Origin of the sequence: Dietzia sp. 111N12-1 (assembly GCF_001658045.1) — a bacterium.
GTDB classification, from domain to species: Bacteria; Actinomycetota; Actinomycetes; order Mycobacteriales; family Mycobacteriaceae; genus Dietzia; species Dietzia kunjamensis.
This window is the reverse complement of sequence record NZ_LSSV01000071.1, coordinates 54,869-72,665: the sequence shown is the minus strand read 5'-3', so window position 1 is coordinate 72,665 and position 17,797 is coordinate 54,869. Positions and strand designations below refer to the sequence as shown.

Below are 17,797 nucleotides of genomic sequence, written 5' to 3'. Positions count from 1 at the left end.
AGCGGGGTTCACGTCGCTCATACTGGGACACTAGAGCACGATCTGTTCCGCTCACGGGTTTTCGTCGGGTGTCCCGGCACCGACCCGCACGCCGCGGGACCCGCCGCGAAGGAGGCCTGATGACCGTCTCCTCCCCCTCGCGTCACACCACCCGGGACCGCGCGCTCACCGCCGCCCGCGCCGCGATCCTCGAGATCGGCCCCAGCCGCACCACGATGGTCGAGGTCTCGCGCCGATCCGGCGTCGGACGCACCACCCTCTACCGGCACTGGCCCGACGTCAGGGCACTGGTCGCCGACCTCCTCACCCGCGAACTCACCGGCGTGGTCGAGCGCGTCGGCCCGGACCTGCTGGAGGGCGCGGTCCACGATGCCGGCGAGTTGGCCCGCCTGCTGTGCGCGATGGCCGACGAGGTGCGCACCGACCCCCTGCTCGACGCGCTGCGCCGACACGAGAGCGGCATGCTCGCCGAGTACGTGTTCCGCCGGCTCGGCACGTCCCAGCACCGACTCATCGGGTTCCTCCGCGACGTCCTCGCCCGCGCCATCGCGGCCGACGCCCGCCTCGCCGGCCGCGACCCCGACCGCATGGCCACCATGCTCTACCTCGCGGTCCAGGGCGCCGTGCTGTCCGCTCCACTGGCCGACCCGCCGCTCGACGCGGACTCGTGGCGCGCCGAGCTGCACCTGCTCGTGACCGGGTACCTGGGCCTGTGACCGGGCACGCGAAAGCGGACCACGGGCCCACCGCGCGCCCCGGGCCCACCGATGCGAGGGCCCCGTCCACCGCGCTGTCCGCCGGTCGACGCGCGCGCGAGCTCGCCGAGCTGCGCGGCCGCTCCACTCCCGTGGACCTCATCGTGATCGGCGGCGGCATCACGGGCGCGGGGATCGCGCTCGACGCCGCCTCCCGCGGACTCGAGACCGTATTGCTGGAGGCCCACGACCTGGCGTTCGGTACCAGCCGGTGGTCCTCCAAGCTCGCCCACGGCGGGTTGCGCTATCTGGCGACCGGCAACGTCGCGATCGCGCGCCGCTCGGCCGTCGAGCGTGGCATCATGCTCGAGCGCACCGCCCCCCACCTCGTGCGCCCGCTCGCGCAGGTGGTGCCCGTCTACCGCGACACCCAGCCGGTGGGGGCCGTGCTGCCGGGCCTCGGGTTCGTCGCCGGTACCGTGCTCTCCCGTCTCGCCGGGACGCGCGCCGACCGCCTGCCGGGCGCGCGGGTGCTGGGCCCGCGCCGGGTCGCCGAGTACGTGCCGGGCGTGCGCCGCGACGGCCTGCGGTTCGGCCACCTCAACTGGGACTGTCAGCTCGTCGACGACGCCCGCCTGGTCACCGCCGTCGCGCGCACCGCGGCCGGGCACGGGGCCCGGGTGATCACGCGGGCGCGGGTGCTGGAGACGAGCGGCACGCGGGTCACCGTCCGCGACGAGCTCGGCGCCGGGGTCGCGGGCGGCGCCGTGGTGGGCGGCGCGGCGCGGAGCGACGACGCGGGGGGCGGCGGCGCGGGGGTCGGCAGCGCGGGGGTCGGCAGCGCGGCGCGGAGCGACGGCGACGGCGACGGCGACGGCGAGTTCACCCTCTCCGCGCGGGCCGTCGTGTCGGCGACCGGCGTGTGGGCCGGCCAGACCACTCCCGGGGTGCGCGTGCGTCCCTCGCGTGGCACCCACCTGGTCCTCGACGCGGCCGCGTTGGGCCATCCCGTCGGCGCCCTCACCGTGCCGGTGCCGGGTGAGACCAACCGCTTCTGCTTTGCCATCCCGGCCGAGTTCGGGCGACTGCACGTGGGGTTGACCGACGTCGACGCCCCCGGCCCGGTGCCGGACGTCCCGGTGTCGACCGAGGCGGAGATCGACTTCCTGCTGGATGTGGTCAACCGCGCCCTCGAGGTGCGGCTGACCCGCGATGACGTGCTGGGCACCTTCGCGGGCTTGCGCCCCCTGGTCGACTCCGGCGACGGAGACACGGCGGACCTCTCCCGCGATCACGCGCTGCTCACCGCGGACAACGGCCTCGTCACGATCACCGGCGGCAAGCTCACCGAGTACCGGCTCATGGCCGAGCAGGTGGTCGACCTCGTCGTGGGGCGCGCAGGACTCCCCGCCGGTCCGTGCCGGACCGCCGACCTCCCGCTCGTCGGGGCGCCGGGGCATCCCGTGGCCGCGGTGTCGGCCACCTCCGCCGGACTCCTCCCCGCCTCCCTGGTCGCGCGCTACGGCCAGGAGGCCGGCACCGTGGTGGCGGCCAGCCTGCTGGACCGGCCGCTGGAGGCGGTGGCCGAGGGCCTCGACGTCACCCGCGCCGAGTTCTCCTACGCGGTCACCCACGAGGGGGCGCTGACCGTCGACGACGTCCTCGACCGTCGCAGCCGCATCGGGCTGGTGGCCACCGATCGGGCCGCCGCCGAGCCGGTCGCCCGTCAGGCCCTCGCCGCAGGGCTGGCCGCTTCGGGCTGACGGCCGGTACGCCTACCGCGCCTGCTGCGACCCGACTGGAGCCGACCGGCGCCGGGAGGCCCTAGTCGAATCTCCGGACCAGCTGCAGAAACTCCGTGCCGTAGTCGAGCTGGGTCTGCAGGTCGCGATAGCGGGCCTCCGCCTCCGAGCGGATCTCCTCGACCGTCGTCCGGGCCGCGTGCCAGTCATCGAGCTCCACCGAACCCGAGCCGCGGCCCGCCGAGAGGACGTCCGTCGCCCGGAGGAACTGCCTCATGCGTTCCAACGAGAACCCCAGGGGCTTCATCCGCCGCACCAGGAGCAGTCGCTGGACATCCGCATCGGTGTAGAGCCGGAACCCACCGGCGGTGTGACCGGAGGGCACCACCAGGCCGAGCTCGTCGTAGTGGCGGAGGGTGCGGATCGACAATCCGGTGATCTCGGCGACCTCGCCGATCTTGCGCACCGCGTCGTCCGACATCGTTCTCCTTGTGGGCTTGTTCACACTCATGGGCTCGGGTTCGCGCTCGGCCAACTCTACCGTTACGGTACATTCAGAATCTCCCGCTACGGGAGAGTGTGTCATGCCCCTACGTGGTGAGGAAAATTCTCCGTGACAGCTCCCGCGACCACGCCCGGGGCCGCTCCCGCTCCCGGCGTCGACGATGACGGTCTGGCGCCCGTCGGTGTCCTCGCGTCATTCAGGTACGCCCTTTCCTCGGCCCGGCGGCTGCGCACCGAGGTGCTGGCAGGACTGGTCGTCGCCCTCGCGCTGATCCCCGAGGCCATCTCGTTCTCGATCCTCGCCGGAGTCGACCCGCGGGTGGGGCTGTTCGCCTCGTTCACGATGGCCGTGACGATCGCCTTCACCGGCGGGCGGCCGGCGATGATCTCCGCCGCCACGGGCGCGATCGCTCTGGTCATCGCCCCCGTGGCGCGTGACTACGGAATGGACTACCTCGTCGCCACAGTGCTGCTGGCCGGCATCTTCCAGGTGGTCCTCAGCCTGATCGGCGTGGGCCGGCTCATGCGCTTCATCCCCCGCAGCGTGATGGTCGGGTTCGTCAACGCCCTGGCGATCCTCATCTTCACCGCGCAGATCCCGCACCTGCTCGGGGTGCCCTGGCTGGTCTACCCGATGGTCGCGGCCGGCATCGGCATCATGGTGTTCTTCCCCCGGCTCTCGGCCGCGGTTCCCGCACCGCTGATCGCGATCGTGGCGATCACCGCCGTCGTGGTGCTGTTCGGCTGGACCATGCCCAACGTGCGCGACCAGGGTGAACTGCCCGACTCGCTGCCGTCGCTGTTCATCCCCGACGTGCCGTGGACCATGGAGACGCTCCAGATCATCGCCCCCTACGCCCTGGCGATGGCCCTGGTCGGGCTCATGGAGTCCCTGATGACCGCCAAACTCGTCGACGACCTCACCGAGGTGCGCACCGACAAGACCCGCGAGGGCTGGGGCCAGGGTGTGGCCAACATCGTCACCAGCTTCTTCGGCGGCATGGGCGGTTGCGCGATGATCGGCCAGACCATGATCAACGTCAAGCAGTCGGGCGCCCGCACCCGCCTGTCGACCCTCCTGGCGGGCGTCTTCCTGCTCATCCTCGTCGTCGCACTGGGCGACATCGTCGGCCTGATCCCCATGGCCGCTCTCGTCGCGGTGATGATCATGGTCTCCGTGGCCACCCTGGACTGGCACTCCATCCATCCCCGCACCCTGCGTCTGATGCCGCTCAGCGAGACGGTCGTCATGATCGTCACCGTGGCCGCCACCGTGATCACCCACAACCTGGCCATCGGCGTCGTCCTCGGCGTCCTCACCGCGATGGTCATGTTCGCCCGCCGGGTCGCGCACATGACGAGCCTGGAGAAGGTCTCGGAGCTCGACGTGAATCACGACGGCACCATCGACATCCGTACCTACCGGGTCCGCGGGGAACTGTTCTGGGCCTCCAGCAATGATCTGGTCTACCAGTTCGACTACTCGGGCGATCCCCAGCACGCTGTCATCGACCTGACCGAGGCCGACNAATCACGACGGCACCATCGACATCCGTACCTACCGGGTCCGCGGGGAACTGTTCTGGGCCTCCAGCAATGATCTGGTCTACCAGTTCGACTACTCGGGCGATCCCCAGCACGCTGTCATCGACCTGACCGAGGCCGACATCTGGGACGCCTCCACCGTGGCCACCCTGGATGCGATCAGCCACAAGTACGCGGCCAAGGGCAAGACGGTCGAGATCATCGGCCTCGACGGGGCCAGCCAGGAGCGACTGGAGAAGCTCTCCGGCAACCTCGGTGAGGGGCACTGACCTGACCCGACCCGGCCTGACCAGACCGTATCCTGGTCGACCGCACCCCGTTCCGGACCGAAAGGAGCGCTACCCGATGCACACCCTCCCGAAGCCGGGGAGCGCGCTGCGCCTGGCAGGTCTGATCCTGACCGCGGCCGTGATCACCGCGGTCATGGTGCGAGCCGCGACCGAGTTCATGCTGGACCTCCAGGTGTTCCAGGACGCCGGACGGGCCCTGCTGGCCGGGGCGGACCTGTACTCCGAGGGCTTTCCCACCCGCTCGGGCTTCAGGTTCATCTACCCGCCGTTCGGCGCCGTCGTCTTCCTGCCGCTGGCGCCACTCGGAGCCACTGTCGCCCAACTCGCCTGGACCGCCGCCACGGTGGTCGCGGTCTGGGCGATCCTGGCCATGGCCGCGTCCCGGCTCCAGCTTCAGGGCGCACGGACCCTGGCCCTGGCACTGACCGGCGTGGCGCTGCTGTTCGAGCCGGTCCGCGCGAACATCGGCTTCGGCCAGATCAACATCTTCCTGTTCCTCATGGTCACCGCCGACGTCCTGGGCTTCACTCCCCGCCGCGCCCGCGGCGTCTTGCTCGGCCTGGCCGCCGGCATCAAGATCACCCCGGCCGCGTTCGGCGTTCTGTTCCTCGTCCGTAGAGACTGGGCGTCCCTGGCACGGGCGGTTGGGACAGTCGCGGCCACGATCGGCCTCGGGCACCTCATCCGCCCGGCCGAGTCCTGGCATTTCTGGACCGCCGAGTTCTTCCTCACCGAACGGGGCGGCACACGGCACTTCGTCCCCAACCAGGCCCTGAGCGGCCTGCTGGCCCGGGCCCGGATCCCCGCCGAGCACCTCGACCCGCCCGTCTACGGCTTCTTCCTGCTCGTCGCCGCGGCAGCCACCTGGGGAGCCTGGCGACTGACCCGGGACAACCGGCCCGTCGACGCCCTACTCCTGGTCGCCCTCGGGGTCTTCATCGCCTCTCCGGTGGCGGTGACCCACCACTGGTCCGGCGTGATCATCGCCATCCCGCTACTACTGACCGCCCGGCGCAGACCGGTCCGGATCGCGGTGGCGGTCCTGGTCCTCACCCACCTGATCGGCACGCACTACGCCTACGCGCTCACCGCGGTCGACCCAGCCGCCCACGTGCTGCAGTGGCTCATCGGCAACGCGCAGGGTGTGAGCGGAATCGCCGCGTTCGCGATGCTGCTCGGCGACGCCGCTCTGGGCGGCGCGGCTTTGGGCGGCGCCCCCGGGCGGCGTCAGCCGATCCGTTCGGGCGCCTGGAACTCGGCCTCGAACCTGTCGTAGGAGAAGGTGGCGAGGGCGCGGGCGCGGTCCAGCCCGAGTTCGCGTACCGCCTCGGCGAACCGCGCGACATCGGCGTCGCTGTCATCCGCGCCCGTCGCGATCGTCACGCGAGCGCCGCTCAGCGGACGCATCCGCCCACCTCGGGCGGTGGCCTCGGCCGTGACCCGCACCGGCTGACCGTCGAGGACCTGCACGCAGTTCATGGCGAGTGATTGGCTGCCGGGGATCGGGACACCGACGCGGGTATCCAGCCTGAGATCGACCCCGCCCGCGCCCGCCGACCCGACCGCCCCGAGACGGGCATCGTCGAGCGCCCCGCCGGCGGTGCCGACCATGTCGCCCTTCCACTTGGGAAAGCCCCACAGCTCGTTGCCCGCCGCGAGGGTGAAGTCCTGGTCCACCGGCAGTTCGTGGATGTGCACCAGCGTCCCGTGGCCCGGCACCTTGAGCTGGAAAGCCACTCCCATCTCGTGGTACGCACCCAGGACGTTGCCGGGCACGTCGTGGTACCGCACGTGGATCATGATCGCGGGGGTCCGGCCGCCGGGTAGTGCCACCGGCTCGGCGCCCGCAGCGTCGAGAACGGCGGACTGACGGCCGGCCGCGATGAGCCGGCGGACGACGGCTGCCCGGGTGAGGAACGCCGCGCCGGAGACCGAGGCGGACACGACGGGGACCGGGAAGGTGATCTCGCGCCCGGCGACGACGCGGGAGGTGGGAGAGCTCATGGTGCGACGGTAGCGGTCGCGCGGGCCGGAATCATCAGTTTGCGCGGCTAACGATCGGGGCGGCGGGTCCGATATCACCTGTGTAGGCCAGCTCACGTCCCGCCGCCCGGTTCGCGGCGCGACCACCGATCCATCTGGAGGCACTCATGCTCAAGGCCATCGCCGACTTCTTCGCCCAGTTCGACTACACCGTCGGCTCGTCCGCCGCCATCAACGCCGCGATCTCGGGCTCGTCCGCATTCATCGACCAGCAGTTCGGTTTCGACAGTTCGCTGGGGAACCTCGCCGTAAGCAGCATCGGCCGCGTCGGCGAGCCCCCCGCCTGACACGGCTCACCCTGACACGGCTCACCCGGGTCGGAGTCGGACCGCCCTGGTCCGACTCCGACCCGGCGGCTCAGGCCGTGGGGCCGGTCATGTCCTGCCCGGGCTGGGCCACGTCCCGCTTGTCGGCCTTCCCCTTGTACTTCGGCCGCAGGAGGTTGGACGGCGACAGGATGTCATCGAGCTCCGCCGCCGACAGCAGCCCCATCTCCAGCACCACCTCCCGGACCCCGCGGCCCGACCGGGCGCACTCGCGGCCGACCCGGTCGCCGTTGTGGTGTCCGATGATCGGGTTGAGGTAGGTGACGATCCCGATCGAGTTCATCACGTTCTGTCGGGCCACCTCGACGTTGGCGGTGATCCCCTCCACGCACTTCTCGGTCAGGGTCTCGATGGCGTTGGTCAGCAGGGAGATCGACTCGAACATCGCCTGGGCGATCACCGGCTCCATGACGTTGAGCTGGAGCTGACCGGCCTCGGCGGCCATGGTCACGGTGACGTCGTTGCCGATCACCTTGAAGCACACCTGGTTGACGACCTCGGGTATCACCGGGTTGACCTTGGCGGGCATGATCGACGACCCGGCCTGCAGCTCCGGCAGGTTGATCTCGTTGAAGCCGGCGCGCGGCCCCGAGGACAGCAGCCGCAGGTCGTTGCAGATCTTGGAGACCTTCACCGCGGTCCGCTTGAGGGCGGCGTGGACGTTGACGTAGTCGCCGGTGTCGCTGGTGGCCTCGATGAGGTTCATCGCGCCGGTGACCGGCAGTCCGGTGACGGCCCGCAGATGTTTGATGACGGCGCGACGATAGTCGGGCGGGGTGTTGACTCCGGTGCCGATCGCGGTCGCACCGAGGTTGACGTCGAGCAGCATCCGGGCCGCGGCGCCGAGGACGTGGAGTTCCTCGTCGAGCGTCACGGCGAAGCCGCCGAACTCTTGGCCCATCGACATGGGGACCGCGTCCTGCAGCTGCGTGCGCCCCATCTTGAGGACCTCGCGGAATTCCTCGGACTTGTCGTAGCAGGCCTCCCGCAGGGCGACGATCGCCGGTTCGAGCCGTTCCAGCGCGTGCCACAGGGCGATGCGGAATCCGGTCGGGTAGGCGTCGTTGGTGGACTGTGAACGGTTGACGTCGTCGTTGGGGCTGACGATGTCGTAGGAGCCCCTGGGGTGGCCGAGGCGCTCGAGGGCGAGGTTGGCCACGACCTCGTTGGTGTTCATGTTCACCGAGGTGCCGGCGCCGCCCTGGAACTGGCAGGAGGGGAACTGGTCCATGCAGCGCCCGTCGACCAGGATCTCGTCGCAGGCCCCGACGATCGCCTTCGCCACGGTCTCGTCGAGGACACCCATCTCGAGGTTCGCGAGCGCGGCGGCCTTCTTCACCATGACCATGCCGCGCACGAAGTCGGGGATGTCGCTGATGGTGGTGGCGGTGATCGGGAAGTTCTCGACGGCCCGGACCGTGTGGATGCCGTAATAGGCCTCCGCCGGGACCTCCTTGGTACCGAGCAGGTCATGTTCCACACGGGTCTGGCTCATTCGTCCTCCGCCTCTCGGGTCGCCTGCGGCCCACCCTAACCGCGCCGCACCCGACCTCGCGGCGATCCACCGGCGGGAAGGCCGCCGCTCTGCCTAGTGTGGTGGCATGTCGCGCACGACGACCTCCCGTCGCTCCCGAGCGTTCAACTCCGCACGGGACATCCTGCGGCAGCTGTACCCGTCGGACGGGGTGCTGGGGAGCATCGTCGACCGGCGCGAGATGCCGCTGCCGCGCGGGACGTGGACGATCTTCGGGGTGGCGTTCGTGGGGTTCGCGACCCCGGTGATCGGATTCGTCGAGCTGGCCGAGCGCATCCGCGGCGATGCGGGCCTGCCCTTCGACCGGCCCGTCATGCTGTGGCTGCAGAGTCGCCATTCGCCGCGCAACACGCGCATCGTCCGGGCCGTCACCGAACTCGGCGGAGTCACTGCGGTGCCGTTGTTCGCCCTGGCCACCTCGGCGTATCTGGTCTCCGTCCGGGGCAGTCGCCGGCCCGCCGCACTGTTGACGGTGTCCCTGGTGGGGTCGACGATCATCAATTCGGTGCTCAAGGCCCTGTACCGGCGGGGTCGGCCCACGTTCTTCACCCACATCGTGGAGGAGAAGAGCTACTCGTTCCCCAGCGGTCACGCCATGGCGAGCGCGGCGTTGGCCGGGTGCGCCTGCGTCCTGGCCTGGCCCACGGCGTGGCGTTACCCGGTGATCGTCGGGTCCGCGGGGTACGTCCCGGCCATCGGCGTCACCCGCATGTACCTGGGTGTGCACTTCCCGAGCGACATCCTGGCCGGCTGGTGCGTGAGCCTGGCGTGGGTGGGCGAGGTGGCGACCATCATGTGGTTGATGGACCGCCTCGACGACTCGCCGACGCCGATGATCACCCGCCGGAGGTCGGCCCGCGAGGCCGTGGCGCCCGGGGTGTCGGGATGACGACGACGAGGCGCGCCCGGATCGAGCTGGGCCACGGCGACATCACCCGGATGGCCGTCGACGCGGTGGTCAACGCGGCCAACAGTTCCCTGCTCGGGGGCGGCGGCGTGGACGGGGCGATCCACCGCGCGGGCGGGCCGACGATCCTGGCCGAGTGCCGGGAGCTGAGGGCGGGCCGCCTGCGCGACGGGCTGCCGACGGGACAGGCCGTCGCGACCGGTGCCGGAGATCTCCCCGCCCGCTGGGTCATCCACACCGTGGGCCCGGTCTACGAACGCACCGGCGGCGCCGAAGCAACGGGCGGCACGGGCGGCACCGGCGCCGGAGCGCTGCTGGCCGGCTGCTATCGCAATTCCCTCGCCGTGGCCGATGAGCTCGGCGCCCGCACGGTGGCCTTCCCGCTCATCTCCGCCGGGGCCTACGGCTGGCCGCGCGAGGACGCGATCCGCACCGCGCTCGGGACTCTCGCCGGCATCGACACCGAGGTGGAGTCCGCCACGCTGCTGCTGTTCGACGCAGCCACCCTGAGCTTGGCCGAGCAGTGCCTCGCCGAGATCCGGCCCCGCTGACCCGCCCCGCTCCCGGCCCGCCTCGCCCCGCACTCCGATCCGCCCCGGCCAGATCCGCTACTCTCCCTCCGGATCCGCTAGTCCAATCCGACCAGCGGATCCGTATTCGGGATAGCGGATTTTCGGGGGGTGGCGGAGAGCGTGGTGGTCGAGAGCGGTGCGTCGGCCCGGGGCCCGGTCGCGTCGGATGGGCGAGCGCGTGGCGTGCTCCCGGCGACGGTTCTGACGGAGGTCTGCGCCCCGTGGGTGGTGCTCACCGTCGGGTCGGTGCACCTCGGCCGGGCGGTGGGGTCGACCGGGTGGGGGCTCGCGACCGCCGCCGGCCTGGGCATCGTTCCGCAGGCCGCGATCACCTGGCGGGTCCGACGCAAGGCGCTGTCCGACCACCACGTCACCCGGCGGGAGGACCGCCCCCTGGTGATCGTCGGCATCGCCGGGTCGGTGGCGACCCTGCTCGCGGCCCAACGGTGGGGCGACGCCCCGGACGAGTTGCAGCGGATGACGCGGGCCGCACTGGTGGCGCTGGGCGTGACCGGGGCCGCGACGCTCCGGATCAAGGTCTCGTTCCACACCGCCGTGCTCGCCGGGGTCGCCACGGTCCTCGCCCGCGAACTCTCACCCCGCTACTGGCGACTGCTGGCCCTCGTACCGACGGTGGCGTGGGCGCGCGTGCGGATCAGCCACCACACCCCGGCCGAGACCGCGCTCGGGGCGGTGATCGGCGTGGCCTGCGGCTCCCTGGCCGGGGCCGGACACCGGTGATCGGGTAGTCGTCGCCCCGGCCGTCGCTGTGGGCGGGGAGGTCGACAACAACGCCCGTCGCGCCGCGGGAGCCCTGACGGGATCCTGCGGAGCGGCGGGCGTGCGAGCCGGGAAACCGGCGAGGCTGCTCGAGCCGACGAGGCCGCCGGGCCAGCGGCGCGGCGCGAGGGGCCGCTGGGGCGAGGTCAGATGCGGTCGACCAGCAACTTGGCGAACGCGGCCGGATCGGACAACGTGCCGCCCTCCGCGAGGACGGCCGCACCCGACAGCAGCCGGGCGGTATCGGCCAGGCCGGGCGCCGACGGATCCGAGGCGTACTGCTCGCGCAGTCGCCCGACCAGCGGGTGCGTGGGATTGAGCTCGAGGATCCGCTTGCTCGTGGGCAACTCCATGCCCGAAGCGCGGTACATGGCCTCGAGCTGCGGAGTCATGTCGAACTCGTCGCCCACCATGCACGCGGCCGACTCGGTGAGCCGGTGCGACAGGCGGACCTGCTTGACCTCGTCCGACAGCTCCTCGCCCAGCCAGGCGAGCAGGTCGGCGAACTCGGCCGCGTCGGGCTCGTCCTCGCGATCCTCGCTCTCCGAGCCGATGCCGGACAGGTCCACGTCACCCTTGGCCACCGACCGCAGGCGCTTGCCGTCGACCTCGCCGACCGCGTCGACCCACACCTCGTCGACCGGGTCGGTGAGGATGAGGACCTCGACACCACGGGCACGGAACGCCTCCAGGTGCGGGGAGTTCTCCACCGCCGCGCGGGACGTCCCGGTGAGGTAGTAGATCTCCTCCTGCCCGTCGGCCATCCGGGAGACGTACTCGGCGATGGTGGTGCCCACCTCGTCGTCGTCACGCTCGTCCTCGCGCGGGGCCTCGTCCGATCCGGACGCGGCGTCCCCGGCGCCCGCCTGGGCGGGACGCGTGGAGGCGAACGTGCTCACGGCGAGCAACTGCTCGCGGGCGTCGACGTCCGCGATCAGTCCCTCCTTGAGGACGGCACCGAAGTTGGCCCAGAAGCTGCGGAACTCCTCCGGCCGGTCGGTCTTGATCTGTTCGATCGTCTGCAGCACCCGCTTGACCAGGCGCTTGCGGATCGCCCGGATCTGGCGGTCCTGCTGAAGGATCTCGCGGGAGACGTTGAGCGACAGGTCCTGGGCGTCGACGATGCCCTTGACGAAGCGCAGGAACGGCGGGACCAGCTCCTCACAGTCGTCCATGATGAAGACACGACGGACGTAGAGCTGCACCCCACGTTTGGTGTCCGGGGAGAACAGGTCGAACGGCACCTGCGTGGGAAGGAACAGCAGCGCCTGGTACTCGAACGTGCCCTCCGCCTTGAGGGTGATCGTCTCCAGCGGCTCGTCCCACGCGTGCGAGACGTGACGGTAGAACTCGGCGTACTCCTCGTCGGTGACCTCCGAGCGGGGCCGCGTCCACAGGGCCTTCTGGGAGTTGAGCGTCTCCGTCTCGGTGACCGTGCCGGGAGCCTCGGGCGCGGCGTCCTCGGCGGCGGCATCGTCTGCGGCATCGTCTGCGCCGGCCTCATCCGTCGACTCCGGCGCCGGGCGCTCGACGTCCATGCGGATCGGCCAGGCGATGAAGTCCGAGTAGGTGCGCACCACCCGGCGCAGCGTGTGCTCCTCGGCGTAGTCCGGAAGCGCCGCGTCCCCACCGGCCGGCTTGAGCTGCAGGATCACCGAGGTGCCCTGGGGAGCGTCCGGGGCGTCCTCGATCGTGTACGTGTCCTCGCCGCTCGACGTCCAGCGCGTCCCCACACTCTCGCCCGCCTTGCGGGTGACCAACGTGACGGTGTCGGCGACCATGAACGTCGAATAGAAGCCGATGCCGAACTGACCGATGAGGTCCGCGGTGGCCTGCTCCGAGACCTCACCGGACTCCTGCGCCGCCCGGGCCGCGGAGAGTGCCTCCCGCATCTGCCCGGTGCCCGACCTGGCGAGCGTGCCGATGAGGTCCACCACCTCGTCGCGGGACATGCCGATGCCGTTGTCGCGGATCGTCAGCGTCCGGGCGGCGGCATCCGGGATCAGCTCGATGTGCAGATCCGAGGTGTCCGCGCCGAGCGAGGAATCCTGCAGCGCGGCCAACCGGAGCTTGTCCAGCGCGTCCGAGGAGTTGGAGATGACCTCGCGCAGGAAGGTGTCCGGATTCGAATAGATCGAGTGGATCATCAGATCCAACAGCTGCCGGGTCTCGGCCTGGAACTCCCGGGTCTCTGCTGCACCGGAGGTCTGCGGGCTCATGGCGGGTATCGGTCCTTTCTCGTCACGGCTGAAGGGCTGGCGCGATCTGTTCACACCGTCCCAGTCAACCTAGTGTGAAGCCCAGACATTCCTGGAGGTGAGGTGCCCGTGACCCCGACCCCGCTGAGCCCGGAGGACCTCGCGGTCCTCGACCGGGCCACCACCCTGTTCGGCCGCGCGCTCGCCGGCGGACTCGACGGTGACTGCGAGGCCTGCCCGGGATGGACCCGCCGCGACTGCGCCAACCACGTCTTGGGCGGTGGACTGCGCTACGCCGCCTACTTCCCACGGCTGCCGGAGTCGGAGATCGAGTGGACCCGCACCGCCGACCACGCCGGTGAGAAGCCGATCCCCGCACTGCACCGCACGTCCGCGGGTCTGCGCAGGGAACTCGCGCGGGCCCGGGACGCGGACGCGATCGTCCAGCACCGGCTCGCCGAGATCCCGGTCCGCGACCTCCTCGCCCTGCGCGTCTTCGAACTCCTGGTCCACGCCCACGACCTCGACCCCCCGACCTGGGAGTCGACGGAGGCGGAGGACCTCGCCGCCTGGACCCTCGACCACGCCAGGAGCGTGGTGGAGTTGATGCGGTCGTTCGACGTGCTCGCCGAGGCGAGCCCCGTGACGCTCGGGGCGGATTCTCGGGCCCGACTGCTCGCGCTGTCCGGACGGCGCCCAGAATTAACGTGACCGGCGCCGCAGACGGGTCTAGCGTTGCGTATACCGGGTAGCACCGGCACGCGGTCGCCCACGACGAGAGACTCCGACAATGGCCATGACCTGCGTCCCCTACATCTCCTTCCCCGCCAACGCGGCGGAGGCGTTCCCCTACTACCAGGAACTCTTCGGCGGGAAGCTCGAGGTGATGACCTACGACCAGTTCCCCTCCACCGAGGACTTCCCGTTCGACCCACCGCACGGTTCGGTCGCCCACGCGACCCTCGAGGCCCCCGGGATCAGCCTGACCGGCGGTGACGCCATGGGCGAGAGCCTCCCGCAGCCGCGCAGCGACGTCTACTCGTTCCTGCTGGGATTCGACACCGAGGACGAGGCCCGTGCGTTCCTGGACAAGGTCACCTCGAGCGGTGGCGAAACGGCGATGGCGTTCGAGGTCGCCCCGTGGGGTGACCGGTACGGGCAGGTCCACGATCGGTTCGGCATCCGCTGGGACGTCGTCGTGCTGGGCACCGGCGACTGATTACGCACTGACCCGGCCAAGCCACCCTTATCCAGCGCTCGTGCTTGTTACCGTTCTGGCATGGAAATCTCTGGAGCAAGTGCCATCGTCACGGGCGGTGCGTCGGGAATCGGCGCCGCCGTCGTCCGTCAGCTCGCCGCCAAGGGCGCCAAGGTCGTCGTCGCCGATCTCAATGCCGAGAAGGGTGAGGCCCTGGCGAACGAGGTCGGAGGCGTGTTCGTCTCCGTCGACGTCACCAAGACCGACCAGAACGAGAAGGCCGTCGCCGCCGCTCTCGAGCTCGGTCCGCTGCGCTACCTCGTCAACTCGGCCGGCATCGGCTGGGCGCAGCGCACCATCGGCCGCGACGGTGAGTACTCGTCGGCCTTCGACATCGACTCGTTCCGCAAGGTCATCGACATCAACCTCATCGGCTCGTTCGACATGCTGCGGCTGGCCGCCACCAAGATGAGCACGCAGGAGGCCGACGAGGACGGCCAGAAGGGCGCCATCGTCAACATGGCCTCCGTCGCCGCGTTCGACGGCCAGATCGGCCAGGCCGCCTACTCCGCCTCGAAGGGCGGCATCGTCGGCCTGACCCTGCCCGTCGCGCGCGACCTGTCGGCCGCCGGCATCCGCCTCAATACCGTGGCGCCCGGCCTCATCGACACCCCGATCTACGGCGAGGGCCCGGACTCGGAGGCGTTCAAGGCCAACCTCGGCTCGAATGTCCTGTTCCCGAAGCGTCTCGGCTCGGGCGATGAGCTGGCGTCCATGGTCATGGAGCTGCTCACCAACCCGTACATGAACGCGGAGACCATCCGCGTCGACGGTGGCATCCGGATGCCACCGAAGTAGCACGCCCCCGGAATCGACCACGCCCCCGGGCATCGAAAAGGACGTTCCGCGCACTCCCCTCTCGGGCGATGTGCGCGGAACGTCCTTTTCGACGGTGCGGTTCTCGACGGTGCGGGCTTTCGACGGTGTGGGCGCGGGTCAGGCCTTCGCGCGGCGCTTCTTCATCCGGCCCTCGAGGTACACGGCGAACTTGGTGAGTGTGTAGTTGACGAGGATGAACAGGATGCCCGCCACGATGTAGGCGGGGACGGTGTTCGCGTACGCCGAGCCCAGGGTCTTGGACCAGTTGAGCAGCTCCAGGTAGGTGATGCCGTAGCCCAGTGCGGAGTCCTTGAGGACGACGACGAGTTGGCCGACGAGGGCCGGGAGCATCGCCGTGAGTGCCTGGGGGAGCTGGATCGAGCGCAGCACCTGCCCCGGGGTGAGGCCCACGGCCAGTCCCGCCTCGGACTGCCCCGCGGGCAGTCCGTGGACACCCGAGCGGACGAGCTCGGCGATGACCGCGCCGTTGTAGAGGGTGAGCGCGGTGACGACGGCGGCGAGCGGCGCGTGCTGGTTGGGCACGATGTCGGAGGTGGCGAAGTAGCCGAAGTAGGCGAAGACCATCATCAGCAGCACGGGCACGGAGCGGAAGAACTCCACGATCACGCTGCAGAACCAGCGCAACGGTGCGAACGGCGAGAGCCGCCCCATGCCGAAGAGCAGTCCGAAGACCACGGCGAGCACGATGGAGATCGCCGCCGCCGTGAACGTCCCCTTGAGGCCCGGGATGAGGTAGGACGTCCACACCTCGGGGTCGGTGACGAACGGTTCCCACATGAAGGCCTTGAGCTGGCCGGCCTTCTCGAACTGGAGATAGATGACGTAGGCGATGGCGACCACGAGGACCACGCCGACAGCGGTGAGGATCCTGTGCCGCAGCCGGGCCTTGGGGCCGGGTACGTCGAAAAGTACCGCCTGTGTGCTCATCGCTTCACCGACAGCTTCCGGGAGAGGGAGGTGGTCCACAGTCCGATCGGGAGGGTGAGGACCACGAAGACCATGGCGAAGAAGAAGAACGTCAGCAGGCTCGCGCCCTCGTTCTCCGTGATGACCTGGAGCAGGCCGGCGGAGTCCCCGACGCCGATGACCGCCGCGACGGTGGAGTTCTTGATCAGTGCGATGACCACCGACCCCAGCGGGGCGATGGACCCGCGGAACGCCTGCGGGAGGATGACCTCTCGCATGGACTGGCCGAAGGCCAGACCGATCGAGCGGGCGGCCTCCGCCTGCCCCACCGGGACGGTGTTGACGCCGGAGCGCAGGGCCTCGCAGACATACGCGGCGTGGTAGACGGCCAACATGATCGCGGCCCACCAGAAGGCGTTGCGGGCGAAGTCGTCCGAGACCGACAGCTGGAGGATGAAGGACAACCCCAGGATGCTGAAGACCATCAGCAACGTCAGCGGGAGGTTCCGGAACGTGTTGACGTACGAGGTACCGAGGCCGCGCAGGACAGCCACCGGGGACACGCGCAGGACGGCGATGATCGTCCCCAGGACCATGGCCCCGATGGTGCCCAGGACCGAGAGCTGGATCGTCACCCAGACCGCCCCGAGGACGTCGTAGTCGGCGAAGATGTCGCCCATGGTCCACCTTCCGTGGTGAGGTGCCCGCCCTCCTCCCCGCGCCGGTGGGTCGGCGCGGGGAGGGAGGCGGTGGTCGGCCGGATCGGGTGCCGATCCGGCCGGGTCGGATCAGATCAGGCGCAGGCCTCCGGCTCGGGCGGGTTGCCCTCGCCCGGGGTGAAGCCGGCGGCGCCGAGGTTCTCCTCGACGGCCGTGTCCCAGCTGCCGTCGGAGATCATCTCGCGGATGGCCTCGTTGATCTGCTCGCACATCTCCGTGTCACCCTTGGCGATGCCGACGCCGTACCGCTCCTCGGAGAACGGCTCCCCGACCACCTCGAGCTGGCCCTGGTACTGGTCCTGGGCGGCGTATCCGGCGAGGATCGTGTCATCCGTGGTCAGGGCGTCGACCGCGCCGGACACCAGTGCCGAGACACACTCCGAGTACGTGCCGAACTCCTGCAGGTTCACACCCGGCACCTGCTCCTTGACCGTCTGGGCCGAGGTCGACCCGGTGACCGAGCACAGACGCTTGCCGTCGAGGGAATCGGGACCGGTGATCGAGTCGTCGTCGGAGCGGACCAGCAGGTCCTGGCCGGCGATGAAGTACGGGCCGGCGAATCCGACCTTCTCCTTGCGGGAGTCGGTGATGGAGTAGGTGGCCACGATCATGTCGACCTGACCGGTCTCCAGCAGCGTCTCGCGCTGGGCGCTGGGGGCCTGCACCCACTCGATCTCGTCCTCGGGGGTCCCGAGCTTGTCGGCGATGTAGCGCGCCACGTCGACGTCGAGGCCGGTGTAGTCGTTGCCCTCCTTCAGCCCGAGTCCCGGCTGGTCGAACTTGATGCCGACCTTGAGCTGGTCCTCGCCGCCGCCATCGTCGCTACCGCACGCGCTCACGCCGAGTGCCAGGGCGACGGCCGCCGTGGCCGCTCCGATCCGTCGGATGTTCATGGGTTCTCCTCGTGGGATGGGTGGATGGGTCTCGTTCGGGTCCGC

The 17,797-nt window shown here is 70.3% G+C and carries 18 protein-coding genes and 1 pseudogene; 12 read left to right on the top strand and 7 right to left on the bottom strand.

What is annotated here, in order from left to right; genetic code table 11:
- Positions 1-119: 119 nt before the first annotated feature.
- A complete protein-coding gene (locus AYO52_RS14710) occupies positions 120-716 on the top strand; it encodes a TetR/AcrR family transcriptional regulator (RefSeq protein ID WP_067718915.1) in 597 nt (198 codons plus the stop codon).
- A complete protein-coding gene (locus AYO52_RS14705; protein ID WP_067718912.1) occupies positions 713-2,458 on the top strand; it encodes a glycerol-3-phosphate dehydrogenase/oxidase in 1,746 nt (581 codons plus the stop codon). Before AYO52_RS14710 ends, AYO52_RS14705 begins: the two co-directional genes overlap by 4 nt.
- A 61-nt stretch (positions 2,459-2,519) precedes the next feature.
- Here AYO52_RS14705 and AYO52_RS14700 read toward each other — a convergent pair whose 3' ends face one another.
- A complete protein-coding gene (locus tag AYO52_RS14700; protein WP_067718910.1) occupies positions 2,520-2,918 on the bottom strand; it encodes a MerR family transcriptional regulator in 399 nt (132 codons plus the stop codon).
- Positions 2,919-3,050: 132 nt separating this feature from the next.
- On the opposite strand from AYO52_RS14700, the gene AYO52_RS14695 reads away from it, so the two are divergent.
- From AYO52_RS14695 to AYO52_RS14690, 3 genes and pseudogenes are all read left to right on the top strand, one after another.
- A complete protein-coding gene (locus AYO52_RS14695) occupies positions 3,051-4,541 on the top strand; it encodes a SulP family inorganic anion transporter (RefSeq protein WP_371517887.1) in 1,491 nt (496 codons plus the stop codon).
- Positions 4,534-4,755 (top strand): annotated as a pseudogene (locus tag AYO52_RS17940) (STAS domain-containing protein); the annotation flags it as partial. The gene AYO52_RS14695 and the pseudogene AYO52_RS17940, both read left to right, overlap by 8 nt.
- 76 nt (positions 4,756-4,831) lie before the next feature.
- Positions 4,832-6,052, top strand: a complete 1,221-nt coding sequence (locus AYO52_RS14690; RefSeq protein ID WP_067718907.1) for a glycosyltransferase 87 family protein — start codon at positions 4,832-4,834, stop codon at positions 6,050-6,052.
- On the opposite strand, the gene AYO52_RS14685 is transcribed toward AYO52_RS14690, so the two are convergent.
- Positions 6,004-6,780: an acetoacetate decarboxylase family protein gene (locus AYO52_RS14685; protein WP_067718905.1), complete on the bottom strand. Its 777-nt coding sequence runs from the start codon at positions 6,778-6,780 to the stop codon at positions 6,004-6,006. The two genes, AYO52_RS14690 and AYO52_RS14685, sit on opposite strands and share 49 nt — an antisense overlap.
- A gap of 146 nt (positions 6,781-6,926) precedes the next feature.
- Between AYO52_RS14685 and AYO52_RS14680 the strand changes: the two genes are divergently transcribed.
- Positions 6,927-7,106, top strand: a complete 180-nt coding sequence (locus AYO52_RS14680; protein WP_067718902.1) for a hypothetical protein — start codon at positions 6,927-6,929, stop codon at positions 7,104-7,106.
- Between the two features lie 70 nt (positions 7,107-7,176).
- Here AYO52_RS14680 and aspA read toward each other — a convergent pair whose 3' ends face one another.
- Positions 7,177-8,640, bottom strand: coding sequence for an aspartate ammonia-lyase (gene aspA / locus AYO52_RS14675; RefSeq protein WP_067718899.1), 1,464 nt, complete (start codon positions 8,638-8,640; stop codon positions 7,177-7,179).
- A gap of 106 nt (positions 8,641-8,746) precedes the next feature.
- Between aspA and AYO52_RS14670 the strand changes: the two genes are divergently transcribed.
- The 3 genes from AYO52_RS14670 (at position 8,747) to AYO52_RS14660 (ending at position 10,899) form a co-directional block, all read left to right on the top strand.
- Positions 8,747-9,568 carry a phosphatase PAP2 family protein gene (locus AYO52_RS14670; protein WP_067718896.1) on the top strand — a complete coding sequence of 274 codons (822 nt, stop codon included), beginning with the start codon at positions 8,747-8,749 and terminating at the stop codon, positions 9,566-9,568.
- On the top strand, positions 9,565-10,137 hold the full coding sequence (locus AYO52_RS14665; protein ID WP_067718893.1) for an O-acetyl-ADP-ribose deacetylase: 573 nt from the start codon (positions 9,565-9,567) through the stop codon (positions 10,135-10,137). Before AYO52_RS14670 ends, AYO52_RS14665 begins: the two co-directional genes overlap by 4 nt.
- A gap of 129 nt (positions 10,138-10,266) precedes the next feature.
- A complete protein-coding gene (locus AYO52_RS14660; protein ID WP_253702197.1) occupies positions 10,267-10,899 on the top strand; it encodes a hypothetical protein in 633 nt (210 codons plus the stop codon).
- Between the two features lie 185 nt (positions 10,900-11,084).
- Here AYO52_RS14660 and htpG read toward each other — a convergent pair whose 3' ends face one another.
- Positions 11,085-13,157 (bottom strand): molecular chaperone HtpG, encoded by a 2,073-nt coding sequence (gene htpG, locus AYO52_RS14655; protein ID WP_067718890.1) that lies wholly within the window; start codon positions 13,155-13,157, stop codon positions 11,085-11,087.
- 108 nt (positions 13,158-13,265) lie between these two features.
- Here htpG and AYO52_RS14650 point away from each other — a divergent pair, with 108 nt between their 5' ends.
- From AYO52_RS14650 to AYO52_RS14640, 3 genes are all read left to right on the top strand, one after another.
- Positions 13,266-13,847 (top strand): maleylpyruvate isomerase N-terminal domain-containing protein, encoded by a 582-nt coding sequence (locus AYO52_RS14650; protein ID WP_067719146.1) that lies wholly within the window; start codon positions 13,266-13,268, stop codon positions 13,845-13,847.
- An 85-nt stretch (positions 13,848-13,932) separates the two neighbouring features.
- Positions 13,933-14,355 carry a VOC family protein gene (locus AYO52_RS14645; RefSeq protein WP_371517884.1) on the top strand — a complete coding sequence of 141 codons (423 nt, stop codon included), beginning with the start codon at positions 13,933-13,935 and terminating at the stop codon, positions 14,353-14,355.
- Between the two features lie 60 nt (positions 14,356-14,415).
- Positions 14,416-15,192: an SDR family NAD(P)-dependent oxidoreductase gene (locus tag AYO52_RS14640; protein WP_067718885.1), complete on the top strand. Its 777-nt coding sequence runs from the start codon at positions 14,416-14,418 to the stop codon at positions 15,190-15,192.
- A gap of 138 nt (positions 15,193-15,330) precedes the next feature.
- On the opposite strand, the gene AYO52_RS14635 is transcribed toward AYO52_RS14640, so the two are convergent.
- From AYO52_RS14635 to AYO52_RS14625, 3 genes are all read right to left on the bottom strand, one after another.
- On the bottom strand, positions 15,331-16,161 hold the full coding sequence (locus tag AYO52_RS14635) for an amino acid ABC transporter permease (protein ID WP_067718882.1): 831 nt from the start codon (positions 16,159-16,161) through the stop codon (positions 15,331-15,333).
- On the bottom strand, positions 16,158-16,820 hold the full coding sequence (locus tag AYO52_RS14630) for an amino acid ABC transporter permease (protein WP_067718880.1): 663 nt from the start codon (positions 16,818-16,820) through the stop codon (positions 16,158-16,160). The genes AYO52_RS14635 and AYO52_RS14630 overlap by 4 nt, the downstream gene beginning before the upstream one ends.
- Before the next feature lie 113 nt (positions 16,821-16,933).
- Positions 16,934-17,752, bottom strand: a complete 819-nt coding sequence (locus AYO52_RS14625; RefSeq protein ID WP_067718877.1) for a glutamate ABC transporter substrate-binding protein — start codon at positions 17,750-17,752, stop codon at positions 16,934-16,936.
- Positions 17,753-17,797: the final 45 nt, after the last annotated feature.